General features: G+C 44.1%; 28 protein-coding genes. 19 read left to right on the top strand and 9 right to left on the bottom strand.

Features of this window, described 5'->3' with window-relative positions; translation table 11 throughout:
- Window positions 1-54 precede the first annotated feature (54 nt).
- From MKX60_RS18325 to MKX60_RS18335, 3 genes are all read right to left on the bottom strand, one after another.
- On the bottom strand, window positions 55-1,458 hold the full coding sequence (locus MKX60_RS18325; RefSeq protein ID WP_341060616.1) for a sensor histidine kinase: 1,404 nt from the start codon (window positions 1,456-1,458) through the stop codon (window positions 55-57).
- Window positions 1,459-1,460: 2 nt separating this feature from the next.
- Entirely contained in the window at window positions 1,461-2,120 is a 660-nt protein-coding gene (locus tag MKX60_RS18330) for a response regulator transcription factor (RefSeq protein ID WP_076282794.1), read from the bottom strand.
- Between the two features lie 560 nt (window positions 2,121-2,680).
- Window positions 2,681-2,881, bottom strand: coding sequence for a hypothetical protein (locus tag MKX60_RS18335; RefSeq protein ID WP_341060617.1), 201 nt, complete (start codon window positions 2,879-2,881; stop codon window positions 2,681-2,683).
- A gap of 724 nt (window positions 2,882-3,605) precedes the next feature.
- Between MKX60_RS18335 and MKX60_RS18340 the strand changes: the two genes are divergently transcribed.
- Window positions 3,606-4,289 (top strand): hypothetical protein, encoded by a 684-nt coding sequence (locus MKX60_RS18340; protein ID WP_339270858.1) that lies wholly within the window; start codon window positions 3,606-3,608, stop codon window positions 4,287-4,289.
- A gap of 1,047 nt (window positions 4,290-5,336) precedes the next feature.
- Here the strand turns inward: MKX60_RS18340 and MKX60_RS18345 are convergent.
- From MKX60_RS18345 to MKX60_RS18355, 3 genes are all read right to left on the bottom strand, one after another.
- Complete coding sequence (locus tag MKX60_RS18345) at window positions 5,337-6,173, bottom strand: sulfurtransferase (protein ID WP_341060618.1); 837 nt, start codon at window positions 6,171-6,173, stop codon at window positions 5,337-5,339.
- Between the two features lie 99 nt (window positions 6,174-6,272).
- On the bottom strand, window positions 6,273-6,644 hold the full coding sequence (locus tag MKX60_RS18350; RefSeq protein WP_076282790.1) for a hypothetical protein: 372 nt from the start codon (window positions 6,642-6,644) through the stop codon (window positions 6,273-6,275).
- 131 nt (window positions 6,645-6,775) lie between these two features.
- Window positions 6,776-7,147 (bottom strand): hypothetical protein, encoded by a 372-nt coding sequence (locus tag MKX60_RS18355; RefSeq protein ID WP_076282789.1) that lies wholly within the window; start codon window positions 7,145-7,147, stop codon window positions 6,776-6,778.
- Window positions 7,148-7,345: 198 nt separating this feature from the next.
- Between MKX60_RS18355 and MKX60_RS18360 the strand changes: the two genes are divergently transcribed.
- From MKX60_RS18360 to MKX60_RS18380, 5 genes are read left to right on the top strand one after another with little or no spacing between them, the layout of a single operon-like run.
- A complete protein-coding gene (locus MKX60_RS18360) occupies window positions 7,346-8,302 on the top strand; it encodes an ABC transporter ATP-binding protein (protein ID WP_256721552.1) in 957 nt (318 codons plus the stop codon).
- Entirely contained in the window at window positions 8,295-9,041 is a 747-nt protein-coding gene (locus MKX60_RS18365) for an ABC transporter permease (RefSeq protein WP_076282788.1), read from the top strand. The genes MKX60_RS18360 and MKX60_RS18365 overlap by 8 nt, the downstream gene beginning before the upstream one ends.
- A gap of 2 nt (window positions 9,042-9,043) precedes the next feature.
- Entirely contained in the window at window positions 9,044-9,418 is a 375-nt protein-coding gene (locus tag MKX60_RS18370; RefSeq protein ID WP_042187671.1) for a GntR family transcriptional regulator, read from the top strand.
- 13 nt (window positions 9,419-9,431) lie between these two features.
- Window positions 9,432-10,133, top strand: coding sequence for an ABC transporter ATP-binding protein (locus tag MKX60_RS18375; RefSeq protein ID WP_179085701.1), 702 nt, complete (start codon window positions 9,432-9,434; stop codon window positions 10,131-10,133).
- On the top strand, window positions 10,127-10,855 hold the full coding sequence (locus MKX60_RS18380; protein ID WP_076282786.1) for a hypothetical protein: 729 nt from the start codon (window positions 10,127-10,129) through the stop codon (window positions 10,853-10,855). Before MKX60_RS18375 ends, MKX60_RS18380 begins: the two co-directional genes overlap by 7 nt.
- Before the next feature lie 112 nt (window positions 10,856-10,967).
- Here the strand turns inward: MKX60_RS18380 and MKX60_RS18385 are convergent, their stop codons facing one another.
- Window positions 10,968-11,348 carry a PilZ domain-containing protein gene (locus tag MKX60_RS18385; RefSeq protein WP_042187677.1) on the bottom strand — a complete coding sequence of 127 codons (381 nt, stop codon included), beginning with the start codon at window positions 11,346-11,348 and terminating at the stop codon, window positions 10,968-10,970.
- Window positions 11,349-11,471: 123 nt separating this feature from the next.
- Here MKX60_RS18385 and MKX60_RS18390 point away from each other — a divergent pair, with 123 nt between their 5' ends.
- The 8 genes from MKX60_RS18390 (at window position 11,472) to coaD (ending at window position 17,123) form a co-directional block, all read left to right on the top strand.
- Complete coding sequence (locus MKX60_RS18390; protein WP_076298872.1) at window positions 11,472-12,080, top strand: pentapeptide repeat-containing protein; 609 nt, start codon at window positions 11,472-11,474, stop codon at window positions 12,078-12,080.
- A 578-nt stretch (window positions 12,081-12,658) separates the two neighbouring features.
- Window positions 12,659-13,468, top strand: coding sequence for a glycoside hydrolase family 73 protein (locus MKX60_RS18395; RefSeq protein ID WP_341060620.1), 810 nt, complete (start codon window positions 12,659-12,661; stop codon window positions 13,466-13,468).
- 20 nt (window positions 13,469-13,488) lie between these two features.
- Window positions 13,489-13,773 (top strand): holin, encoded by a 285-nt coding sequence (locus tag MKX60_RS18400; protein ID WP_076282784.1) that lies wholly within the window; start codon window positions 13,489-13,491, stop codon window positions 13,771-13,773.
- A gap of 112 nt (window positions 13,774-13,885) precedes the next feature.
- Window positions 13,886-14,308, top strand: a complete 423-nt coding sequence (locus tag MKX60_RS18405; RefSeq protein WP_076282783.1) for a hypothetical protein — start codon at window positions 13,886-13,888, stop codon at window positions 14,306-14,308.
- 121 nt (window positions 14,309-14,429) lie between these two features.
- Complete coding sequence (locus MKX60_RS18410; RefSeq protein WP_081382793.1) at window positions 14,430-14,534, top strand: sporulation protein YjcZ; 105 nt, start codon at window positions 14,430-14,432, stop codon at window positions 14,532-14,534.
- A gap of 377 nt (window positions 14,535-14,911) precedes the next feature.
- Window positions 14,912-15,367 (top strand): DUF6773 family protein, encoded by a 456-nt coding sequence (locus tag MKX60_RS18415; RefSeq protein WP_076298874.1) that lies wholly within the window; start codon window positions 14,912-14,914, stop codon window positions 15,365-15,367.
- Between the two features lie 645 nt (window positions 15,368-16,012).
- Window positions 16,013-16,621 carry a 16S rRNA (guanine(966)-N(2))-methyltransferase RsmD gene (gene rsmD, locus MKX60_RS18420; RefSeq protein WP_076298875.1) on the top strand — a complete coding sequence of 203 codons (609 nt, stop codon included), beginning with the start codon at window positions 16,013-16,015 and terminating at the stop codon, window positions 16,619-16,621.
- A complete protein-coding gene (gene coaD / locus MKX60_RS18425) occupies window positions 16,605-17,123 on the top strand; it encodes a pantetheine-phosphate adenylyltransferase (protein WP_076282781.1) in 519 nt (172 codons plus the stop codon). The genes rsmD and coaD overlap by 17 nt, the downstream gene beginning before the upstream one ends.
- Here coaD and MKX60_RS18430 read toward each other — a convergent pair.
- Window positions 17,095-18,321 carry a nucleoside recognition domain-containing protein gene (locus MKX60_RS18430; RefSeq protein WP_341060622.1) on the bottom strand — a complete coding sequence of 409 codons (1,227 nt, stop codon included), beginning with the start codon at window positions 18,319-18,321 and terminating at the stop codon, window positions 17,095-17,097. The genes coaD and MKX60_RS18430 overlap by 29 nt on opposite strands.
- A gap of 152 nt (window positions 18,322-18,473) precedes the next feature.
- On the opposite strand from MKX60_RS18430, the gene MKX60_RS18435 reads away from it, so the two are divergent.
- The gene (locus MKX60_RS18435; RefSeq protein WP_341060624.1) at window positions 18,474-19,511 is read left to right on the top strand and encodes a SepM family pheromone-processing serine protease; all 1,038 of its coding nucleotides are present in this window, start codon (window positions 18,474-18,476) and stop codon (window positions 19,509-19,511) included.
- Here the strand turns inward: MKX60_RS18435 and MKX60_RS18440 are convergent.
- A complete protein-coding gene (locus MKX60_RS18440; RefSeq protein ID WP_341060625.1) occupies window positions 19,501-20,739 on the bottom strand; it encodes a nucleotidyltransferase in 1,239 nt (412 codons plus the stop codon). The genes MKX60_RS18435 and MKX60_RS18440 overlap by 11 nt on opposite strands.
- Before the next feature lie 218 nt (window positions 20,740-20,957).
- On the opposite strand from MKX60_RS18440, the gene MKX60_RS18445 reads away from it, so the two are divergent.
- From MKX60_RS18445 to plsX, 4 genes are all read left to right on the top strand, one after another.
- The gene (locus tag MKX60_RS18445) at window positions 20,958-21,470 is read left to right on the top strand and encodes a YceD family protein (RefSeq protein WP_042187699.1); all 513 of its coding nucleotides are present in this window, start codon (window positions 20,958-20,960) and stop codon (window positions 21,468-21,470) included.
- Between the two features lie 69 nt (window positions 21,471-21,539).
- Window positions 21,540-21,713: a 50S ribosomal protein L32 gene (gene rpmF / locus MKX60_RS18450; protein WP_019911234.1), complete on the top strand. Its 174-nt coding sequence runs from the start codon at window positions 21,540-21,542 to the stop codon at window positions 21,711-21,713.
- Window positions 21,714-22,135: 422 nt separating this feature from the next.
- Window positions 22,136-22,732 (top strand): transcription factor FapR, encoded by a 597-nt coding sequence (gene fapR, locus MKX60_RS18455; protein ID WP_042127208.1) that lies wholly within the window; start codon window positions 22,136-22,138, stop codon window positions 22,730-22,732.
- The gene (plsX, locus tag MKX60_RS18460; protein WP_042187701.1) at window positions 22,716-23,705 is read left to right on the top strand and encodes a phosphate acyltransferase PlsX; all 990 of its coding nucleotides are present in this window, start codon (window positions 22,716-22,718) and stop codon (window positions 23,703-23,705) included. Before fapR ends, plsX begins: the two co-directional genes overlap by 17 nt.
- Window positions 23,706-23,711: the final 6 nt, after the last annotated feature.

A 23,711-nucleotide genomic window follows, 5' to 3' on the forward strand; every position in this document is an offset into this window, starting at 1 on the left:
AACCTCCATTGGGATCGGATGATGATGAATCTTCCTAACCTTAATCCAAAGATGTTATAGAGTAGGAGGGCAGTTGTTATAGAGTTGTAAAAAGAGTCTGATGCTAGTTCCCTCGCCGAGGACAGAGTTTAAGGACAGTCTGGCCTTATGCGCTTCAGCAATTTGCCGACATAAGGATAATCCTAGGCCAGCGCCGCCATATTCACGTGAACGAGCCTGGTCTCCCCGATAGAAAGGTTCAAACACACGTTTAGCCATCTCTGCGGTGATTCCGGTTCCCGTATCACGGATTTCTAGCACGGCTTCTCCATCCAGCTCATAGGCCAGCATGTGGATTTCGCTGCCTTGCTTGGAGGCATGAATCGCATTCTCAACCAGATTTACCAATAATGAAGCTAGTAAATCGGGATCTCCCCAGACATTTGAAATCGTATGTTGGACATGAAATCTTATGCTAGCATCTGTCAATTTTGGGTGCTCCGTCTGTTGGATAGCTTGAAATAGTTCCGAAATATCCACCTGCTGAAGTGCCAACGGCTGATGCCGGAGGACAGACAAATCCAGCAGCTTAAAGGCCAGATTCTTGAGACGAAGGGTTTCACTAAGAATATAGCCACCTGCAGTTTGCTGTTCTTCCTGTCCAATATTGGCCGTGGTCAGAAACTCGGCGAACCCCTGCATGCTGGTCAAAGGCGTGCGCAACTCGTGGGCCAAATTATCCACCATCCTTTGTTTCTCTTCAGCCATGTCCGAGAGTTCGGTAACCCTCTGTTCCACGGCCTCCGCCATCCGGTTGAAGTTCAAGGCCAGTTCGCCAAATTCATCTTTGCTGCGCAGCTGCACCCGTTTCGTATAGTCGCCTTCGGCGATCGTTTTGCTGGTCTCTGACAGGAGCTTTAGCGGCTTGCTTAGATGCCGGATTAGAAGATAAAGAAGTAACAGCAGAACGGGTCCCACGATCCAGTTAATCATTACAAAAAAGCGGTTCAGTTCCTGTTGCTTGTTGAAGAGCTCACTGATATCACGCTGATAGACAAGCAGCAAATGCTGGTAAGGAGCAGGAAGCTGAGTGGAGAGCTGAATAGAGCGTTCGTCTGAGGATACAGGCTGATCGCCTTTTCCTAAATTAGATTTCCCGAATTGTCCTTTTTGGGGAGGGTAAATCATTCGGTCGTTCTCCCATAGCTGTAAATAGATTCCCTGCTTACGGTAGTAATCTCCATAGGACTCAGAGACGCTGGCCAGTAGAATAGGGGTCAATGCCGTTCCACGTGCTTGAATAGAATTAAGGTTCTCATAAATATTGTTGGCGATTAACAATTGCTCACTGGATGCTCTCTGCATTTCACTGTCCATGTTTAGCTGCCAGCTTTTTTTCATCACCATAATGACACTTACATCCAGAGCAGCAATAAAGAGAGCAAGTACCGACAGCAGAATCTTATGCCAGAATCTCATGATTAGCTCTGAACTTCCAGGCGGTAGCCTAGCTTGAAAATGGTTTTGATCCGTTCTTCCCAGCCCAGCTTTTTACGTAGCTGCCGGATGTGAACATCCACGGTGCGGGTGTCGCCCTCAAAATCATAGCCCCACGCCAATTCCAGCAGCTTTTCCCTCGACAATGCAATATTCCGGTTACGAATTAACACCTCAAGCAGCTCGAATTCTCTAACGGTCAAATCAACCGGTGTCTGATCTACTAAAACTTGCCGTTCCAGGTAACGCACCTCAACATTATCGCAAATGAAGCTGGAAGAGCCTTTTTCACCCCTGCGCAGGACTACATTGATTCTTGCCAGTAATTCAAGAATTTCAAAGGGTTTAATGATATAATCATCCGCGCCCAGCTCGAAGCCTTTAATGCGGTCAGCCAAAGAATTCTTGGCGGTGATCAAAATCACTGGAACCTGCAAATGTGCAATCCGCTGCATCACCTCAAAACCATCCAATTCCGGAAGCATAACATCCAGCAGAATCAAATCAGTCTTTTCACGCTCCAGAATTTCGAAAACCTCCGGTCCACGGTATGCCTTGCTATATGTATGTCCAACCAGCTTGAGATTCATTGTAATTAAATCATTAATCGCTCGTTCATCTTCTACTACTAATATATTTGCCATTTTGTATTTCTCCTCCTGGTACCTTGCTCACTAAGTGCCACTTTCGTTATACACTATATACAACTAGAGGAAGGATTGTCCAGAAGGTTGATAGTTTCATCAGGCGTTAATACCTAATAGGATAGAAAATTATGTGCTGAACTGTTACCTTAACAGTACAAACTTCTGTATTGGTCTTCCATCTATCATGAAAATATTTACAAATATAAAACGTTGATATCGAATACATCTGAGAAACTCCAGTGTGAGGTATACGGGCCACCTCCAGCACCGCCAGCACATACTGGCAGTCGTGACGCACAGGAGCTAGCTCTGTACTCTAATTTATACTTGGCACAGAAAAGGTTAACGTCATAGAGCGATATCCTCAGGTTGCTGGATTATCCGAACGTCTGGATTTTAGAGCGTTTGCTTCGGAGGCGGGCAGCGAAATGATTGTACGTAAAAAGCTGCCCAAACTTCCCGGGCAGCCTCTCATATTCTTACGCGTACGTCTTCTGAGATCAAGCCGTTTGCGACGCATGTTTGCGAGCTGTTACAGTGTCTTCTTTTTCCGTGGATCAGTTGTCCTGACGCTTAACTGCTTTCTCGTCTCGTACCCCATTCAATTCATGTTCGTTCTGATGAAATTCCTTGAGTATATTCTGGTAAATATGAGCCTCTTGAAGGTTCAGTCCGTCGCGATTTTCTTTCAAAACCCAGTTCTCGACCGTTTTCTTCAAGATTTCGCTCTTCCGTTCCAGCAGTTCCGTATAACTCAATTTACTTCATCCTTTCCGGTTCGTGGTTTCAAACGCCGGATGGACTTTGTTTACTTGTCATTTCGTGCGTTTAACATCACATCCGACGTAACGTTTACCATTATACAGAAAATCCTGGTCGAACCCAACGCGGACCAACCGTCCTCAGATAGGGTGAGCACTACTCAGAATGGAACGGGAGTCCTCAGCGGACCGTTTCGCAGAAGTGCGGCCGGATACTCCGGTATGCTGACAGTTGCTTCTCTTTCATATAATCGTTTAACCAGATATCAAGCACGCGCTTTTAACTTTAATCTTCCTCAAGAACGATCGTAATCCCCATACAAAACCCAATCCATACCTTTATATATTCGTATATCCGGCCTTCTTCAGCGATATTACCCCGGGCGGGCAGTTGATTAAAATGGAAAGTAAACCCAAAATTGAAAAGATAAAATATGCCATATGAAAATGTATTAATAGGGAAAATATTAAAAGAAAAGAGGATATAAATATAAAAATAAATGGAATAGAGGGTGATAGAATTTTTGGGGGATTTTACTGGGCTTATTTATTTTGAATGATCCTGCCGATTTCCTATTGTGCATTCTAATGATAATGTGGCACACTATGTATAGATAAAACCAAACGAGGCAAAGAATGCCCCGTCTCCTTTCCTTTTGGAATAGAGGCGGGGTTTTGTATGATTAAAAACATATTTCGTTGCAGAGCGAGGGGATAGGTAATGGGTTTCGAGAGGGAGCATAATGAATGGTTATGTAATCATCTTAAACAAAGGAAGGGAGAGCGGCTCGATGCACTTAAACGCGGTCATGGTTACGGAAACCGCTTGTTTGTCGAGCGGGTGTGGTGGCCTCTAGCCGGACATTTTCACGGATTACACCCAGAATATGAAGTTAAGGACTGGCGCGGCAGATCCTATTTTGTGGATATTTTGTGGGAGATTGGAGCCTCGCGTATTGCATTTGAGATCATGGACTATGGCTCACATGGAACGGATCGTAGCAAATACCGGATGGACTTGAACCGCGGGCTTTTTCTACAGTCTCAAGACTGCACGGTGCTCTATATCTCGCTGGATGAGCTAAAAGAAAATCCATCCTTCATTCTCTCCGCGCTGCGGAACATTCTCTTTTCTTATTTGTTAGCAGAAAAGTCTGCAAAGACAACCGTTGAGAGAGCCTATTCCAGAATCGAGCGCGATCTGATGCGGGCAGCCATCCGGCACCATCGAGTCCTTCGCCCGGCTGATGCCGCGAGAGAACTGGAATTGCACACGATGACGATCATTAAATACTGCCGTCAGCTGGTGGATAAAGGAAAATTTCGCCCGGTGGCAAGAGGTTCATCTCAGCGGATCATTTACTATGAATATATTGGTACGCTACAAAGTCCAGATTTGGTTTGAAGATGAAGTCCGTCGTGAGAATGTGAATGAAAAATCGAATACAATGTGCCTCCGGCAAGTTGAACGAGTCAAATGTATGCGAAAAACCGAATACAATGTGCCGCCTGCAAGTAGAACGAGCCAAATGTATGCGAAAAACCGAACACAATGTGCCGACGGTAGGTAAACGAGCCAAATGTATGCGGAAAATCGAATACAATTTGCCACCGGCAAGCTGAACGAGCCAAATGTATGCGAAAAACCGAACACAATGTGCCGACGGTAGGTAAACGAGCCAAATGTATGCGAAAAATCGAATACAATGTGCCGTCGGCAAGTTGAAGGAGGCATGTGTATGCGAAAAACCGAATACAATGTGCCGCCGGCAAGTTGAACGAGCCAAATGTATGCGAAAAACCGAACACAATGTGCCGACGGTAGGTAAACGAGCCAAATGTATGCGAAAAAGTGAATACAATGTGCCGCCGGTTACGTAAATGAGCCAAATGTATGCGAAAAACCGAACACTAAGTGCCAAAGGTAACATAAATGAGCCAAATGTATGCGAAAAAGTGAATACATTGTGCCACCGGCAAGCTGAACGAACCAAATATATGCGAAAAATCGAATACAATGTGCCGTCGGTAACGTAATTGAGCAAATTTATGCGAAAAATCGAATACAATGTGCCACCGGCAAGCTGAACGAGCCAATGTATGCGAAAAACCGAACACAATGTGCCGACGGTAGGTAAACGAGCCAAATGTATGCGGAAAAGTGAATACAATGTGCCGCCGGCAAGCTGAACGAGCCAAAGAAACGTGAAAAAATCGAATACAATGTGCCGTCGGCAAGTTGAAGGAGGCATGTGTATGCGAAAAACCGAACACAATGTGCCGCCGGCAAGTTGAACGAGCCAAATGTATGCGAAAAATCGCATACATGTGCCACCGAACCATGAACGAGCCAAATATACACGAAAAATCGAATACGATATTTTTCCAGTCGGGTAAATCAGGCCTCTGATTTCCAGGGAATCATAAGAATCCGCGCCGCAGGTTCTTTATTCTATTCTTCTCCTATCGCCACCGGATTCTCCTCATAAGAAATCCAATCACTCCAACTACCCGCATACAATTTCACATTCCTATACCCAGCTTTTCCGAGCGCGAGCACATTCGGGCAGGCACTTACACCTGAACCACAGTACACGATAATTTCTTGCTCAGGATCAATTCCTTCATAATGCTCTTTTAGCACCTCAGTTGATTTCCAGCGTCCTTGCTCATCCAGCACTTCTTTCCAGAACTTATTGATCGCCCCAGGAATATGACCTGCCTTCGGATCAATCGGTTCTTCCAGCCCTTCATAGCGACGGGACTCGCGGGAATCAATCAATAGTGCGCGACCGTCGTTAACTACATTTTGCACATCTTCCATGCTAGCAAGCATCTTCTTCTGAACATCTGCTTCATACTGGCTAGGAATCCTAACCGCTTGATGATCACTGACGGGGAAGGATGCTTTTTTCCAAGCAGAGTAGCCTTCATCCATTACAAACACACGTTCATGTCCCAAATATTTAAGCATCCACCACAGACGGGAAGCGTAGGCACCACCTTGATCATCATAAGCAACGACAATACTATCTCTGTTAATACCAACCTTGCTAAGAACGGTGGTTAGCTTCGAGATCTCAGGCAGTGGGTGGCGTCCACCGTGTGCGCTTACTGGAGCGGAGAGTTGTTCTTCTAGATGAAAATAGATTGCGCCGGGAATATGATCTTCTGTATAGGCTTTACGTCCAGCTTCCGGATCGATGAGTAAAAAACGGCAATCGACTATAACCAGTTCAGGTTCGTATAACCGAGCAAGCAGCCATCGGGTAGAAACGATTGGTTCCATAAAGATACCTTCTTTCTATTAATATGTATGGAGTCATTATAGCGGAAAATAAATGAGGACGCACCTTAAGCTTATAGCTTAAACTGCGTCCTCAGGTGATTAGATCAAACGATATCCTGAAGGCAAGCTACCAGTACGCTGTATGGCGCGAACCTGCGCCGGAGTCAGACGCTGATTGCTTGAAATGAGCGATTCGACATCTCCTCTACGGAGAAAGTCATCTAGTTCGCGAATGCTGCGGTTACCACGCAGAATTACGAAATTGTCACGGAAGCGAGAACGATCGAACAACACAAGCGTAGCGTTCGGATTCGTGGAGAAAAATCGTAAGCTTTCTATTCCAGTAAGGACTGCATCAATATCTGCAATGCCTAGGTTGCCGCGATAGGTTCTGCGGAGCCCACGAAAGTTCTCCTCACTATATACTCTTAATCTGGGATAGATTACGGACGCTGCTTTTATGGTTACCATATTTCATCTCTCCTTGTTGGATTGACTTAGCAGGTAAATCTAATAACTATTTGACCTTAGAAGATCACTTGGGAAAAAGGAGTAACCTGGGCTCTAGCACCAGATTGCTCCTTTCTTGTTGAATGGAAATGTTATATCAGGCGATATCCCGCAGGCAAAGTGCCGCTGCTGCGGATATTGCGAATCTGTTCGAGAGTTAATCTCTGATTGGTTGAAATAATGGATTCCACATCATTGCCGGAAATGAAATCGTCCAAATCACGGATGCTGCGGTTACCACGGAGTACGCGGAAGTTCCCTCTAAACCTAGTTCTTGTGAACAGTACCAGTGTTGCGTTGCTGCTGGTAGAGAAGAAACGAAGACTCTCAATACCATCGAGGATGTTGTCCGTATTACGAATGCCTAGGTTGCCAGTATAGATTCTACTGTTACCCCTAAAGTTTTCTTCATCGTAAACAGTTAAGCGTGGATAAGTCTGTGATACATGAACTTCTTTTTTCATTTGTCATTCCTCCTTTGTAATCTAATCTATGTTCATTTCATTTTTTGGTTTGGCAGATAGTCTAATAGAAAGCCCTTATTTTACGTCATTCAATTATTCGGGCTTTACATAAACAATGCATTAGTGTACTATTCAACTATAACACCGACACATTAAAACAAACTCATCAATAATAAAAAGATGGCAGGGAGGATTACCATGAAGCAGGGAAGTGATGAACGCATGCAGGATTCAATCGTGCTGCAAATGAATGGGGTAAGCAAGATCATTAAAGGGAAATCCATTGTGGATAAGCTGACATTTGATATCCGTAAGGGAGAAATTGTTGGGCTATTGGGACCCAATGGTGCAGGGAAGACAACAACGATCCGGATGATGACGGGTCTTATACGGATGAGTGAAGGCGATGTGATCGTTCAAGGTCACAGTGTTAAGAGTGATTTTAATAAAGCTATTGGACATATTGGAGCGATTATTGAAAATCCAGAGTTCTATCCGTATATGACAGGGCTTGATAATCTAAAGCAATACCAGAGAATGACAGATAATATTGAGGCTGGCAGAATTGATGAGGTTGTTGAATTGGTAGGACTTCAGGAAGCGATGAATAAGAAAGTGAAGGCCTATTCGCTGGGTATGCGTCAACGTCTTGGGATTGCTCAGGCATTACTGAACCGACCAAAGTTATTGATTCTAGATGAACCTACGAACGGCCTTGACCCAGCAGGCATACGAGAAATGCGTGATTATATGCGTAGGATTGCTGAGGTTGAAGGGATTTCTATTCTAATATCCAGTCACTTACTAACTGAAATTGAACAAATTTGTCACCGGGCCATCGTGATTCAGAACGGAAAATTGGTGACCGTTACAGCGATTGGTGGGGAGCAGGAGACAGCTTCAGATGTGAAACTAACCATTCGTGTAGGCTCAGTAGAATCAGCAATTAACATCTTGGAAGGGCTAGAATACGCAGAGTTATTGTCTATGGATAGTGCTCGTTCTGAGGTGACAATAAATCTGCATGACAGTAAAGTGCCGGAACTAGTGTCGACTTTTAGTAATAAAGGGGTAGGTATTTACCGGATTGCAGAGAATAAACAAAGCTTAGAGGAAGATTTCTTGAAATGGACAGGAGGGAACCGAATTGCGTAGCTTTAATAATTTGGTTGTTAATGAATGGCTCAAGCTCTCGAAGAAACGTACGTTTTTTGTACCTTACCTGATATTAATTCTATTATCCCTGCTATTAGGTTATATTGTTCATTCTGCCTCACCTGATATGTTTGGATCAGCTTATGACTTTTCAGCAATGATGCTGCTTTCACAAGGGATTGGGCAAGTGATTACCATTCTCGCAATCATCGGAACAGCGGGTATTGTCTCAAAAGAATATAGTCAGGGCACCATCAAATTCCTTCTAATCCGTGCGAGAAGTCGTACAGCAATACTTGCGTCCAAATATGCTGTTGTGTTGATTTACGCGTTCTCAGTGGCAGTTGTCGGCATGTTGGCGGTTTTTGCATCAGGAGCTTTATGGTTTGGCTTGAGTGGTGGTGAGGCTGGTATTCGTGAGATGTTAACCAGTTTAATGTATAACTCAGTTAGTACAGTTGTATATACAACACTTGCTTTAATGATCGGTATTTTGACAACATCTACGGGTGTTACAATTGGTGCTACAATGTTTATGCTGATGATAGACAAATTGGTTATTTTTCGTGAATTTTATAAATATGTATTATTCCCCAACCTAAATTTAGCTGCTTATGAAGGTGGAGGAGCACCTATGCCTGGAATGACGCTGACCTTTTCCATAGTAATGCTAGTTTTATACACAGCTGTCTTTCTACTCATAGGCTTCTCCGTCTTTAGACGAAGGGATGTTGCTTAATCATGACAATCGAATTCGATAACAACCTGCCGATTTATATTCAGATCATGAATTATATCAAAGGAGAAATCGTCACAGGTAAGTTAAAACCAGGAGATAAAATTCTCTCGGTACGAGAGCTTGCCAATGAACTGCAGATTAATCCGAATACAGTACAAAGAACCTTTCAGGAACTGGAGCGTGAAGAAATCGTGGAGACCCGACGTGGAATGGGAAGATACGTCACTAGTAATGAAGGTACTATTTTGACCATCAAAAAAGAAATGGCAAAGGATGTACTGGATCGTTTCATTCGTGGCATGCAGGACCTTGGTTTTCAAGGTGAAGATATTTTAGCGGCAGTAGCAGAGAGTATCCGAAACAAGGATGGAGAATAGGGGGATAAGCAAGTTGGAAAATATACTTGAGGTTCATGACGTTACAAAAAAATATAGATCCAAGCACGCCCTCCGCGGAGTATCCTTTAATCTGAGTGCGGGTAAAATCACGGGACTGCTGGGCAGTAACGGCAGCGGTAAAAGTACACTTATGAAAATCATCGCCGGGCTGACACAGCCTACTTCCGGTCGTGTATCCATTATTGGAGGGGCTGTAGGCATAGATAGTAAAGCAGTAGTGTCATTTATGCCCGATAAGCCGCTTACAGAATCCTGGATGAATGTTAAGGATGCTCTAAAGTTCCAAAGTGATTTCTATCCGGATTTTGATCAGACTAAGGCTTCTCGAATGTTGGAGTTTATGAAGCTAAGTGCTCAAGATAAGGTGAAGGATTTGTCAAAAGGGATGAATGAGCGTCTACAGCTTACACTTGCTTTATCACGTCGAGCTAGCCTGTATTTACTGGATGAGCCAATCGGTGGTGTAGATCCAGTAGCTAGAACTAAAATTCTTAACGCGTTAGTAGAGTTTTATGAAGAGGACAGCACCATTCTCCTTTCTACTCATTTAGTATCGGATATCGAGCGGATCTTTGATGATGTGATTTTTATAAAAGAGGGAGAAATTGTGATGCATACGGCGGTAGAAGATATCCGGCTGCGCCAAGGTAAAAGCATAGACGAACTGTTCAGAGAGGTGTACGCAGAATGCTAAAGCTAGTGAAGTATGATTTTAGACGAGATAGGGATAAGTTTCTTGCTGTTTTTGTAATCACCATTCTTGTGCAGTTTGTGATAGGATTTACTGTTCAATCAGATCAAGATATGTTCATGATGAACATCACTTCCTATGCCGTAGCAGGTGTAGTGCTTCTCTTTTTTAGTCTGCGCACCTTCGGTCAGAACCTGAGATTATTCAATCGGAGGCTTGTGCCAGTACCAGTCCTGCATACCGTTCTCTCACCGGTAATGCTGTTTTTAGGGTCGTTACTCGGTTTATTTCTAGTTGCTTATATTCATTTAGCAGTAGATATTATGATGTATTCAACTTTGTTTTTACCGGAAAAATTTTGGCTGATCTCCGCATATACAGTACTAATAGTCTTTTGGGCTTCCGCCTACTCTATGTTGCTCGTGATGTTCTCCATGACCGTTGCAATGAGTGTGAGAGTGAAAGGAAGAGTATGGATTGGGATAGCCGTTTTTTTTGTAATACAGTATATAATTTCTTCATTAGAAACATCGATGTTCGATCATGAAAATATCACTTTGGAAAGAGCTTTTCGATTTGAAGTGACGGATGAGGCCGCTAAATTAAATGATATTGAGATCTCTCAGTATGTTCTTGGCTTACTTCCTACCCTGTTCGAAGCTGTGATTATTGCGATTCTAGTATTTGCTATTGTTAAGCTCGTTAAAAAAAGAGTGGAGTCCTAGGTACACCTGAAATAACGATTTTTAGAACGGAGGCAGAGCGATTAGCTTTGTCTTCGTTTTTATGCAAAAAAAAGACGCCTTTCCATGAGAAGGGCATCTGTTATGTAGAATTCTACAGGCCCTCTACATTTAGAGAGGCTGTCCATATATCGAGTTCTCTATGTAGCTGTTCTTCTTCGTCCTCGTTCAATTTAAGTTTAACTCCATATTGGTATTGGCCGAGTCCGAACATCCAGCCCCAGCGGACGCTGCCCACGAGTTGAAGCTTTTCTTCGTTTAATTGAAGATGAATAACTAGCTTTGTATCGCCCGCCGTGAATCGAAGATTCAGGGGGGTACGCACTTTGCAGCCAGATCGGCTAAGATCGAGCAACACAGCTTCTGTTAGCTTTCCGGCACCCGGACCGCTACTACTTATTGGAACTTCAATCCAGCATTCAAGCGGCTGGTTCATTACATAGCGAAATGGTTCTTTCCTGCTGGACACATCCATAATTTCCCTCCATATCGTTTATTTGCAATTATATCGAAAGAGATTGTTGAGAACAATCTACTAAAGTGCTATTTTTAATAAGAATAAATTTATTTAATCCTAATGAAGGTGATGAGACTTAACATGTACCAATACCTTAATGAAACGTTCCAAAAACACAATTTTGACCAAGGAAGTCTACAGGACGGGGAACTAAATAACTGTACATTTGAGCAGTGTTCCTTCAAGGGAAGCTCTATGGAAGAGATGACTTCCATCGGCTGCCGATTTATAGATTGCGATTTTACTGGAGCCATGCTCAATGCATCACATCATAAAGGCTCGGCTTTTACTAACTGTAAGTTCACGGGTGCGAATCTGTTCGTATCGAAATTTGAAGATTGTAAAATGGTAGGATCTGATTTCTCAAATGCTTATTTGGACGGGATCACACTTATCGGCGGGGACTGGTCTTACACGAACCTGAGACATACCAATCTTAGCAGACAGGATCTGCGTGGGATTCGATTTACTGAGGCCGATCTCATGGGTTGTAATTTGCAAAAAAGTGATCTTCGAGGGGCTGATCTGAGCCGTGTACAGCTGTCTCAATGCAAGCTTAAGGGGGCTGACCTACGGGATGCTATAGTTGAAGGAATTGATTTGAAAAGTTTGGATCTGCAAGGTGTTCGTATGGATATAGATCAGGCTGTACTGTTAGCGCGCTCTTTTGGGGCTAAGGTAGGAAACTAGGAAAAGGGGCATCAGCTGCTAATGTTTAGCGGTTGATGCCCCTTTAGATTGTTATCAAGAAATACATATGCACATTGTATGAAACTTCTTATGTATATTTGCTTGCTTAACGGTTAACGCAGTCTTTTTCTGGGTTTGGCCCACCATTTAATCCAAAGAAAACCTTCGTCATCACGGAAAAATTTAATACCTACCCAGCGTAAGGGTGTCCATAGTTCTCTAAAGTAATATGAAGGCATAGTCTATTAGACCCTCCTATATAGTCAATTAATACTATATGTTACGCTAGTTTTAATGAAACTTCAAGACAATTTTACTTATAATTACATATTATGAATCTACGAGAAGTAAATTGCTCATGTGAGCAGGACCAATAGCCCTATGTTAGTTGCATGCTTCATTTAATTCTTTTCAGCTACTTATGTCACATCTGTATTATCAAATACTAACACGCGCTCTTTGGGCGCGTGTTTTGACGTTTATTTTGAATGGAATCTAGCAATGACGCTCTATTAGTAGGGATATGCACAAGCATTTCATTATGCTCAGCATTTAATAAAAGGAGAGGAAGTGATGAAATGACGGAGACTGAGTTTATTGCGAAGATCGCAAATTTTGCTGTGAAGGACATGCAGATCAGCAAGGTTCCGGCATCGCTAACGATAGCTCAAGCGGCGCTGGAATCGGGCTTTGGTAGCAGCGGATTGACTGTTAAGGCCAACAATTTGTTTGGGATTAAAGGTAGCGGACCAGCCGGTAGTATTACTGTGCAAACTACTGAATATGTTAATGGTAAAGCTGTTAAAGTAGAAGCTCTTTTTCGGGCCTATAACAACTGGGGAGAATCTGTTGCGGATCATTCCGCGTTGATTGTGAATGGTGTTTCGTGGAATCGTAATCTTTACAGCAAGGTGCTTGGTGCTAGTGGCAAGGTAGCTGCACAAGAGATTGCTGCCGCTGGTTATGCTACCGACCCAAACTATGCAGCAAAGCTAATCCAAATCATGAATACCTACAATCTGTATAAATATGATGATGAAGCCAAGGAAGGTGATGACGAAATGTCGGCAGAGGATAAACAAAGGCTGGCTAGTCTGGAAATGGAAATAAAGGAATTGCGTGCTCTTATTGTGAGCCTTACGGATAGCAAGGATACGCTAAAAACAGGTATGCAGGAACAAGGCCAGTCGATTACTAAGCTTTCAGATCGTGTGACTTTAATCGAAGGCCGAGCAGTGATGAATGTACCCCCATGGGCTGAAGCGGCAGTAAAAGCCGCGAGTGCTGCAGGGCTGCTGGATACACCGTCAGGTGGCAGTTATGACTTCTATCGCATAATAACAGTGCTGAACCGTGCAGGCTTACTTGCTCCTGGTAGTGGAAAATGAAATAAGGAGGATTAAACACCATGTATAATGATGCTCTCAACAGTGTGCTTGCCTTTGCTTCCGTGCTGGCTGTTTTTGTAATGGCGCTTGTACAACTTGTGAAGAATAGCGTGCAACTTCCGCGGAATATTGTACCGGTTGTTGGATTAGCTATTGGCTTGCTGGTTGGAGCAGTGGCCTATCCGTTCACTGATATGAATCTGATCCTGCGGCTATGGGCTGGAGGGCTAGCAGGACTTTCGGCGACGGGGTTATTCGAGCTTGCTTTTAACAAAAGGGATGGAACTAAAACAGACGATAAATGATTCTGTCGTATTCATTTTTTTAAAATCAATCCTTTCTCACTGGTAAAATGACTACGCATTCTATCAAGATGACTAATATATTATGGTATGAAAAGAAAAAGGAGGTGTAACTATGGGAACCTATCTTGACGCTAGAACATCACAAAATGCCAGTCTCGCCAATTCGATAGCTATCCCGATTACAGCAATTAACACGCCACAGTTGTTTGGACAAATTGGTTTGATAACTGCAGGAGTGACTACGAACCCGCGTGTGCTGCTAAAAGGGACGATATCTGTTACTCTACCGCTGTCATTGGTGGGTATTACAGTTACGATTGTAAGAGGAACTTTGCCTACGGATCCGAAAGTGTATTCTGCTACTTCAACTTTTGGCCTTAGTATACTGGCACCGCAAGTGATAACCTTCTCGGCAGCAGACTTCTTACCTGCAATCACACCTCAACTCACTTATACAGCATTTGTTTCTTCTAGTCTTCTTGGAACAGTACGTGTAGGTCCAGAAAGCTTTGACGGTATTTTAGTTTCTGATTAATTGCAGAGCATTTAACCTCACTGGTTGCCAGTGGGGTCTTTTTTTTAACCGTTCGCCCAATCTTCTAAGAAGATGATTACATATCTTATGATGTATTCTAAAATACGGAGGAGGTCTTCTCATGGGTGCAGAATTTGGTCATGTTGGTGGTGCTTTTACTAATACAGGCGCAATCTTAGTGTTGTTCATCTTGTTAGTTATTATTACGAGCGCATGCATATTCTAAAGATATAAAAAAGTCTGCTTCTGGCATGCGTGCTGGAAGCAGACTTTCTTTATGGTACTATTTCAATTTATGCGATGCTAAGCAAAAGTCGTTAGGATTCTACTCTCGTATTGAAGTACATAAAAAATGCTGATCGGGATTTCTTCCATTATTGTACTATTAATCATTGTCGTAACGGTGGGAAGCTTTTATTTCTATCATGTAACCCCTACCGTGACTGTCTAACAAAGGGCTGCCGAAAGGTGGTCCTTTTGTGATGTATATACTCTTTAGCGAATTTATTGTGTGAGTTTGCTTTTTATTCACATTTAAATGCAATATATAAATTGCATTATGTAATAAATATATTATAATTCTGGTTATAGGGAGGGATAATAATGAAAAAAAGTAAAATGAATGATGAACGAGTTGTATCTCAAAGAAGAAAGATTCAAAGTGATGCTTATCAAATATTAGTATATTGTTTGCTGATTTCAGTACTGATTCAACAATTCATAATGAATGCTCCGTTTGAGCAATTTGCAGTCGAGTTTTTCTGTTTGATTGGTAGTGGAATATATATAACGATCCGGCACTTGTCTGTTGGTGTTGATATTTGGGATTCCCAAAGACACACAAACAAAAAGCTGCTCATAAACAGCATTATTTCAGGCGGAATTTGTGTTTCGTTGCTTATAGTTTTGGCGGGAGAAAGAAATGTTTGGAGCATTATTTTAATCTTTGTATCTTTTATAATTGTTTATTTTCTTACACACCTAGTGTTACGGAATATAAACAAAAAAAGACAACAGCAAATCGATGATGAATTAGGTAGTGATGATACAGTTGAATGAAATGCGCGGATGTTTCATCCTCATCTATCTTGCCACGCTCATATAACCGTAGGTCGTTTTCCATATCCAATTCAATATGAATGAGCTTTAATTTTATCAGAGGGAGTTGAATACGCTGCTGAAAATATGGCACGTCGCAGATCTCCGAAAGGATGAGCACGAGAGCCCATATTTCCCTATGACCGTGATCTTTAAGCCAAGAGGAAATTGCAGAAATTTGGGTATTCCTAAGGCGGCAGCATTCGCAAGCCACTGTGTGAGTTCTTCTTTCTCATTGTCCGAAACTAGTAATTTTGTATTGATTATTACATATATAATAATAACTTTTAATGTCTTTAAACATAAATTCGGGGCCCTATCTCTAGGGCCCCTTTCATGGGAGAGGAGAAACCGGACGAAGAGCTTATGGGGAAACGTAAGCCTGCTCCGCGGTTGTCTACGACATTTGTGGTGTCGATAATTACATGATGTCCCTGGAAGCCCAGTCTTATACATAAGGAAGACTTATTTATCGGAATAGTCTTGATCTTTCCATTTTTCATATCTAGACAAATTTTTTATTTCATTGCGCAAATGTGTTACGATAGGCGTGGACTTATGCCCTTTTGGGTATAACAAACAGAGACATAGAGCGGGTGATTGACGGTGAGAGTGGTATCGGGAAGTGCAAAAGGAAGACCACTAAAAAGTGTGCCGGGAAGTGGAACAAGACCTACAACCGATAAGGTGAAGGAAGCTGTATTCAGTATGATCGGTCCATATTTTGAAGGTGGAGCGGTACTGGACTTGTTCGCAGGTACAGGTGGTTTGGGTATCGAAGCTTTAAGCAGAGGGATGGAAAGCGCCGTATTTGTAGATATGGATCCCAAAAGTATTGACACCATTCGTGCCAATTTGAAAGCGACTAATCTTGAAACGAGTGCGCAAGTGTACCGAAATGAAGCAGGAAGAGCACTCAGTGCATTGGAGAAGCGGGGACGTGTTTTTGATTTAGTCTTTCTAGATCCTCCCTACCGATTGAAGCACGGAGATGAGCTGATGCTATCTATGGTAGAAAAAGGAATGCTGCAAGAGGACGCAATCATTGTTCTGGAGCATGAATCAAGTTATGCCTATCCTGAGGATATCCCAGGATTTTATAGGCTGCGTCAGGCCGTATACGGAGAAACGACAATTTCTATTTATCAGTATGAAGCTAATCCTTCTGTGGAAAGCGAGACTGGTGAGGAGGTAGAGAATGAGTCAGCAAATTAGAAAAGAACGTGTTGCCATCTATCCAGGCACCTTTGATCCCGTGACTATGGGACATATGGATATTATTCGGCGCGCATCCAAGCAATTCGACCGTTTAATCGTAACGGTGCTTAATAATTTGAGTAAGAACCCGCTGTTTACTGTAGAAGAGCGGACAGAGCTTTTAAGACAGGCGACAGCTGATATTCCCAATGTGGAAATCGACAGCTTTAGGGATCTATTAGTCAATTATGTTCGTCAAAAAGATGCTCAAGTCATTGTACGTGGTATTCGTACCGTAACTGACTTTGAATATGAACTGCAAAACGCATCCATCAACCATAGTCTGGATCCGGATGCGGAAACGATCTTTATGATGACTAATCCGAAATATTCCTATTTAAGCTCCAGCGTTGTAAAAGAAATTGCCCATTTTGGTGGGAATGTGTCTGACTTCGTGACGCCTGAGGTGGAACAGGCGATGAAGCTTAAATTTAATCGAGCCGATGGCGAAAAGCGCTAACGAGATAGATCGTTGCGGATAATGCCAGGAGGATGATTAGCAGAAGCGATTGCAAACTAAGCAACTGTGGAAAAGAGCTCAATATGGCAGTTACATTAATGGTTCTGTTTGGTATGGATTGTGAATCAGCGAGCGCAGGCAAAGTAGCCTCACTTATTACTAAAAGTGGTTTCCATAGTAGCAGTGTTAATAAAAAAGCATAAACGCCATGCATCAGGCGAACGACAGCATAGGGGAGGAATCGGACATTTGCTTGTTTAAGCAACGTCAGCACCTGTAGCTGCGCGCAGAGCCCGCTCCAGCCTAGTGCAGCAGAGAGTAAGGCCAAGCCTAGTACACCTGATGCTCCGGCTCCGATGCTCGAGAGTCCTTTGCTTATAGCGTCGGCTCCTAAATGAATCTCGAGCAAGCTCGCTGGCAGAGCGGCTGGCAATGCAGGAAGTACCGTAGTAATGATATTGATGACCACGGCGAACATAATCATGTAACCGCCCACAACCATCAAATTTTGTACCGCTGTAGCTACTGACTCCCCAAGAAGTCTACCGAAGCTTCGGCCATCTCTTGATCTGGCTTCAGTGGCTGCAAGTTGGACACGACTATATAAAGAAGGTCGTTTGATATTCGTGCTTTCTTTTAAAGAAGGCTGCAGATTGTCTAGCCGGCCATTTAAAAGAGCGTCTGTATAACTGGCCAAAAGTCCTGAAACCCAGTGGATAGCAAGTAGAAAGTAACCTGCTGTAGGACTATGTAGGAAAGCTACACCAATCACAATGAGCAGGGTTACTGGACTGGCGAAATGCGTAAGTGAAGCAAGACGAGCGGCTTCCTTGTCCGAAATGCTGCCCTGCTTATGAAGCTGCATTACACCTCCAGCCCCGCCGGGGAATCCAGCGGTGATTCCAAGCGCCAAAGTCCAACCACTCGCGCCAGGCAGTCGAAAGACCTTTTTCATCAATGGTTCCAGGAGAACTCCGAAACCATGCACGAAGCCCGAAGCGGTTAGCATCTCAGACAGCATCAAGAAGGGTAGAAGTGCAGGGAATACGAGTGTCCACCAGAGCTTTAACCCTTGGAGAGAAGCCTCGAAAGAGCTTTCTGGTGAGATGATGATGGCAATGGCTAACAGGATTGCGATCACCCCAGATAAAAAAGGTGTGGAGCGACTAGCTAGCCGGCGTATTTTAATATTGTTCATTTCTAGAATCACCTCTTCATAACTTAAGGCATAGCGGATGTGTTATCAATTTATGCAGAGTAGACAACCATCATGCCAAACCACTAGTCGAAGCGGTAATGAAGTTCAAACATTCATATCCTAAATGTGCCGTGGGAAAGAAGGGAAGAGTAGTGAAGCAGTTGAAGCATCGGCCGGGATTCCGTGCCACAGCTTACCTCTTTACGTTTGTAGTTATCGTGTATGTATTTGTATTTATGAACACCCCGTACATTGTATATCAACCGGGTAGTGCATCTGAAGTTGCCCCTATGATTAAAGTGGAAAATGCTGATCCAGCTGAAGAAGGAACCTTCATGATGACTACAGTATCTGCTAGTTACGCTAATGTGGCGTTGCTGGTCGCCTCTGTTTTTAACTCCAATTCAGAGGTTGTGCGGAAAGAAACACGGTTAGGAGATAAGTCTGAAGATGAGTATGCTGCGGAGCAGGTTTTTTATATGAACAGCTCGCAATCTTACTCCGTTCAGGCGGCCTATCATGCTGCAGGAATTCCGTATGAGGATATTGTGGATTATTTGTATGTTTTTTCAGTTCCGGTTGCCAGTAATAAAGGACAATTCCAGCCGGGTGACAGAATCATAAGTGTAGAAGGCCAGAAGATACCCGATCCGGAAGCACTTTCAGCTTTACTTTCAACAAAAAAAATCGGTGATCAGGTCGCTGTTGTTTTACAAAGAAACGGTAAGGAAGTAAAGGAACAAGTGACACTTGTCGAGATCAAAGATAAAGAAGGTACTGCAGTTCGACCTGGTTTTGGAGTCACTATAGCCGCAGTTCAAAAGGTAAAACCTAAAGAACAAGGCAAAGCGGTCAGCTTTGTGGATACGAATGTTGGCGGTCCTTCTGCAGGTCTGATGTTCACTATGGAGATTTACAACCGGCTTACGCCTGGTGATTTAACCAAAGGTCATAGGGTTGCAGGAACGGGTACGATCGACGCTGAGGGTGTGGTAGGTGCTATCGGTGGAGTGAAGCATAAGATTGTTGCAGCGGATCGAGAAGGGGCGGAGATTTTTTTCGTTCCTGTTAAGAATTACGACGAAGCCAAAACGAAAGCTGATAAAATCGGCACATCTATGAAGTTGGTACCCGTATCGACACTGGATGAAGCACTGAAGTATATGGAGGAACTACCGGTCAAACCATGACCGGAGGTTCCAAATAATCGCGATAGATATCGGTTCTGTGAGGTTCTCGAAAAGCTCCTGCGAAAGCAGACGCGGCTTGAAGGTCTCGTTCAAGTTGTGGATGGGAGCACAGTGACGGCCGCATGACGATGGGTAAGGTTGCTTTTTGTTTCATCTCTTTAAGGAGAGCTCGTCCGCTTTCTCTAAAACCAAGGATTCGAATATATCCGGGCCCCTCCGCTAGTACAGAAGGGGTCATTTCTTCCTTTGTATGATTTAGCAAAATGTGTAGTAGTAGACGTTGCAGTCGTGTGTGCGTATAACGCTTGCTCTTAAGGGCTTGAAGCAAACCCGAGACAGAGAATTGCTCAAGATCGGGCATAAGTCGAAGGATTCTATTCTCCAAGCCTTCATTCATGTCTTGGATGGTTCGTAGCTCGGCAGCGGTACGTGTAGAGAGTAGGTGACGGAGGGGACCTCGGAAATGCTCCAATTCCAGAGGACCCCTACCTGCTTCATGCTCTCTTTCTAATATGGACACGCTATATTCCGGCATGTATGCTGCTGGAGAGCCGCCTTCTTGCAGCAGCTTGCGAATAGCAGTGGCGCTTGCGATCGATGAGCCAACTTGCAAAGGATCGTGGAATCCGGCTGCTGTTCGCGGAACGGTTAGCGGTTTTATCTTACTATTCAGCCGCTGCAAGGCGATGAGATAATGCAAGCCAAGGCTGTTATTCGGCTGGCGCAGCAGCTCGCCAGCATCGCCGGGACTCTCCTCTTCATGGAGTGTCCCTTCAAAGGCCACCGCCGCCGCTGCGCTGTACGCGGCGGGGAAGCTCGCTCCGAGCGCCATGCGGCGGCGGATCTCGCTCTGAAGTTCGCTGCTTTCCTCTGCCAGATACTTGGCCAGAGGAAGCAGCGAACCCAAATTGCCGGCTTCGGAGCCGAAGCACAAGCTGTCCACGACTCCGGTCGCTTCCAGCAGTGAAACTGCTCCGAAGGCGAACCATTCTGCCGGCTGTACAGCATAGGCCACCGGCAGCTCAATGACGAGGTCGGCGCCCATTCGTAGCGCCATCTCTGTCCGGGCTTGCTTGCTTACCGCCGCCGGCTCGCCGCGCTGAGTAAAGGGACCGCTCATGACGACAATGGCGCGCTCAGCGCCAGATAGTCTTTTGGCTTCGGTGAAGTGATGGACATGTCCGTTATGTAATGGATTGTATTCTGCTATTATTCCAACTGTTGTCACTGCTGCTTCCCTCCGTATGTAACCATTATTTAAAATATAAGTAGAGATTAGTAAGATTAATATTTAGAAACTCAGTTCGCATATGCTGTCATTTTGATTTACACTAATAGTTATATCATAATTCTCTCCAATTCCTGAAACAATATAAAGGGAAAATGGTTGACAAAGGTATATAATACTAGGTATAATAAATTTTGTTTGTTTGGGAGTGATAAGTTATGCAGATTCACTTTCGCAAATTAGCGAATGCCGACGAACCGTTACATATTCACGATGTTGTGGATGTCAGCGAGGTAGTCAAAGGGCGCAAGGATATTCTAGCTGTTGCTCCGCTCTCAGTGGACCTTAAAGCGCTGCCCGCGGGAACCGATTGTGTGAACGTGGTGGGAAAACTGAGTGGAGATGTGGACATGTTATGTTCACGTTGTCTCACGGAGGTCAAAAGTGATTTGAACATTCCTTTTGCTGAGACTTTCAAGTGGCTTAAGCAGCCAGTTCTTCCAGATGATGACGAAGATGAGGAACTCATTTACGTCAAGGATGAGGTTGTGGATCTTATTCCTTATGTGGAAGAAAATTTCGTACTGCACTTACCGGATTCGGTATTGTGCAAGGCAGACTGTCTTGGTCTTTGTCAGAAATGCGGACAGAACTTGAACGAAGGCACCTGCAGTTGCGACAACACAGTGATCGATCCTCGACTCGCTGGGTTGAAAGACTTTTTCAAATGAAACATTACAACAAAACACATTCTGCTCTGAGGAGCAGGCTGACAGAAATATCACAAGGAGGTGGAACACATGGCAGTACCACAACGTAGAACGTCTAAAACACGCCGTGACAAACGTCGCACCCACTTTAAGTTGGTTGTGCCGGGCATGGTGAAATGCGAACAATGCGGAGAGTTGAAATTGGCTCACCACGTATGTAAAGTTTGCGGAACTTACAAAGCAAGAGAAATCATCAAACAATAGTTTCGGAATAAATAGTACTTCACTATCGGTGAAGTACTATTTTTTTTGGAATATAAGAATATATAAGTTTTACGCTATACATTATCCTTATATTTTTTGCACAAACGCTTACCGTCTATTAGGGACGCTGAGGCGTTTGTGCTTATCCAAACATAAGCCGCCCAGAAGTCAATGCTTTATTTTTGGTGCGGCATGCTTTATACTACATATTAGTACCTGGTTCTAATAATGTTTAAGGTTATTTGACCTAATATAACAGCGGCCATTCAAGCGGCCGAATGCTTTCTTTAAAATATAAGAAAGTATAAGTTATGCACCTATACTTGATGTCTTATATTTCTCGCTTAAACGCTTATCGTCCATAAGGACGCCGAAAGCGTTTATGCTTGGCACGTGCCAGGAGGTGAGCCGCAATCGAGCGGATGTCCAAGAAAGAACGTCAGCAACAGCTGCTACATATAATCGCAGGTAATCCTTTTGTAACGGATCGGGAGTTGACTCGTCAGCTAAAAGTTAGCATTCAGACGATTCGGTTAGACCGAATGGAGCTGGGGATACCGGAACTGCGTGAACGAATGAAGCAAATGGCAGAGCACTCCTATGATCAGGTGCGCTCTTTGCCTGCGGATGAAGTCATCGGAGATATTGTGGATTTACAATTGGACAAGAGTGGGATTTCGATATTTGAGATTCGCGAAGACCATGTGTTCTCTAGAAATGGGATCGCTCGTGGTCACTATGTGTTTGCTCAAGCGAACTCGCTTGCGGTTGCCGTTATCAACGATGAAATTGCTCTGACCGCTTCAGCCGATATACGTTTTGTACGCACAGTTCAGCTAGGTGAGAAGTGTATTGCCAAAGCACAGGTGCGGTCACTCGCCGGTAGGGGTGGCAAAGCAGAGGTGGACGTATTCACCTATGTCGGAGAAGAACTAGTGTTTCAGGGCCATTTTATAGTGTATCGGTCCGCAAATGATGAACACAGTGAAGGGGGTAACCATAGTGCTGATCGCCATTGATGCCATGGGCGGGGACAACGCTCCTGAATGTAATGTCGAGGGGGCGTTGTCCGCGGCCGCGGAATGGAAAGATACGCAGATTGTGCTCGTTGGTGACGAAGCCAGATTAGAGCCACTACTCAAAGACAAGCCATCTAATCTGACAATACGTCATGCAGGAGACGTCATTGGTTCTGATGAAGAGCCGGTTAAGGCAGTTCGTCGTAAAAAAGATTCATCCATGGTTGTAGCTGGACGAATGGTGCGTGAAGGTGAAGCAGATGCTATGATTTCGTCGGGTAACACGGGTGCGCTAATGACCACAGGACTCCTCGTAGTTGGCCGGATGCAGGGAATTGAACGTCCTGCACTGGCGCCTATGATTCCAACGCTTGACGATGTTGGCGTACTGGCTCTTGATCTTGGTGCTAACATGGATGCGAAGCCTGAACATCTGGTACAATATGCGCTGATGGGCAGCATTTACCGGAGCAAGGTTCATGGTATTGCTAAGCCGCGTGTGGGACTTCTGAATGTAGGGACGGAGCCTGGAAAGGGTAACGAACTGACGAAAGAAGCTTATCCGCTGCTTGAGAACTTGCCAGGCATTCATTTTATCGGTAATGTTGAGGCACGTGACGTACTGACAGGGAATTGCGATGTGCTTGTCTGCGATGGATTTGCCGGTAATATTTTGCTAAAGTCTCTTGAGGGTACGGCGGGTGCTTTGTTCTCTTTGCTCAAGGAGCAATTTAGTCGTTCCCTGAAGACTAAGCTTGGCGCGGCTATGCTGATGCCGGAGCTTAGAGCTTTAAAGGGTAAAATGGATTACAAAGAGCACGGTGGTGCACCACTACTCGGTCTTAGCGGATTGGTAGTTAAGGGCCACGGATCTTCTGACGGAAATGCAGTTAAGAATGCAGTAAGACAAGCGCGGATTGCTCTACAAGCCGATCTTGTGCCAAGTATATCCAAGGAAATTAGCGGGAAGTGAGTGACG

The sequence above is a fragment of the Paenibacillus sp. FSL R5-0914 genome, from assembly GCF_038004525.1.
Taxonomy (GTDB): Bacteria; Bacillota; Bacilli; order Paenibacillales; family Paenibacillaceae; genus Paenibacillus_AQ.

Coding starts and splice junctions, on each gene's coding strand:
- MKX60_RS18340 (WP_339270858.1), top strand. CDS start 3,606: ATGGGTTTCGAGAGGGAGCATAATGAATGGTTATGTAATCATCTTAAA.
- MKX60_RS18395 (WP_341060620.1), top strand. CDS start 12,659: ATGACGGAGACTGAGTTTATTGCGAAGATCGCAAATTTTGCTGTGAAG.
- MKX60_RS18390 (WP_076298872.1), top strand. CDS start 11,472: ATGTACCAATACCTTAATGAAACGTTCCAAAAACACAATTTTGACCAA.
- MKX60_RS18410 (WP_081382793.1), top strand. CDS start 14,430: ATGGGTGCAGAATTTGGTCATGTTGGTGGTGCTTTTACTAATACAGGC.
- MKX60_RS18430 (WP_341060622.1), bottom strand. CDS start 18,321: ATGAACAATATTAAAATACGCCGGCTAGCTAGTCGCTCCACACCTTTT.
- MKX60_RS18360 (WP_256721552.1), top strand. CDS start 7,346: ATGAAGCAGGGAAGTGATGAACGCATGCAGGATTCAATCGTGCTGCAA.
- MKX60_RS18325 (WP_341060616.1), bottom strand. CDS start 1,458: ATGAGATTCTGGCATAAGATTCTGCTGTCGGTACTTGCTCTCTTTATT.
- MKX60_RS18415 (WP_076298874.1), top strand. CDS start 14,912: ATGAAAAAAAGTAAAATGAATGATGAACGAGTTGTATCTCAAAGAAGA.
- MKX60_RS18370 (WP_042187671.1), top strand. CDS start 9,044: ATGACAATCGAATTCGATAACAACCTGCCGATTTATATTCAGATCATG.
- MKX60_RS18385 (WP_042187677.1), bottom strand. CDS start 11,348: ATGGATGTGTCCAGCAGGAAAGAACCATTTCGCTATGTAATGAACCAG.
- MKX60_RS18445 (WP_042187699.1), top strand. CDS start 20,958: ATGCAGATTCACTTTCGCAAATTAGCGAATGCCGACGAACCGTTACAT.
- MKX60_RS18400 (WP_076282784.1), top strand. CDS start 13,489: ATGTATAATGATGCTCTCAACAGTGTGCTTGCCTTTGCTTCCGTGCTG.
- MKX60_RS18380 (WP_076282786.1), top strand. CDS start 10,127: ATGCTAAAGCTAGTGAAGTATGATTTTAGACGAGATAGGGATAAGTTT.
- MKX60_RS18405 (WP_076282783.1), top strand. CDS start 13,886: ATGGGAACCTATCTTGACGCTAGAACATCACAAAATGCCAGTCTCGCC.
- rpmF (WP_019911234.1), top strand. CDS start 21,540: ATGGCAGTACCACAACGTAGAACGTCTAAAACACGCCGTGACAAACGT.
- MKX60_RS18330 (WP_076282794.1), bottom strand. CDS start 2,120: ATGGCAAATATATTAGTAGTAGAAGATGAACGAGCGATTAATGATTTA.
- MKX60_RS18350 (WP_076282790.1), bottom strand. CDS start 6,644: ATGGTAACCATAAAAGCAGCGTCCGTAATCTATCCCAGATTAAGAGTA.
- MKX60_RS18345 (WP_341060618.1), bottom strand. CDS start 6,173: ATGGAACCAATCGTTTCTACCCGATGGCTGCTTGCTCGGTTATACGAA.
- fapR (WP_042127208.1), top strand. CDS start 22,136: ATGTCCAAGAAAGAACGTCAGCAACAGCTGCTACATATAATCGCAGGT.
- coaD (WP_076282781.1), top strand. CDS start 16,605: ATGAGTCAGCAAATTAGAAAAGAACGTGTTGCCATCTATCCAGGCACC.
- MKX60_RS18355 (WP_076282789.1), bottom strand. CDS start 7,147: ATGAAAAAAGAAGTTCATGTATCACAGACTTATCCACGCTTAACTGTT.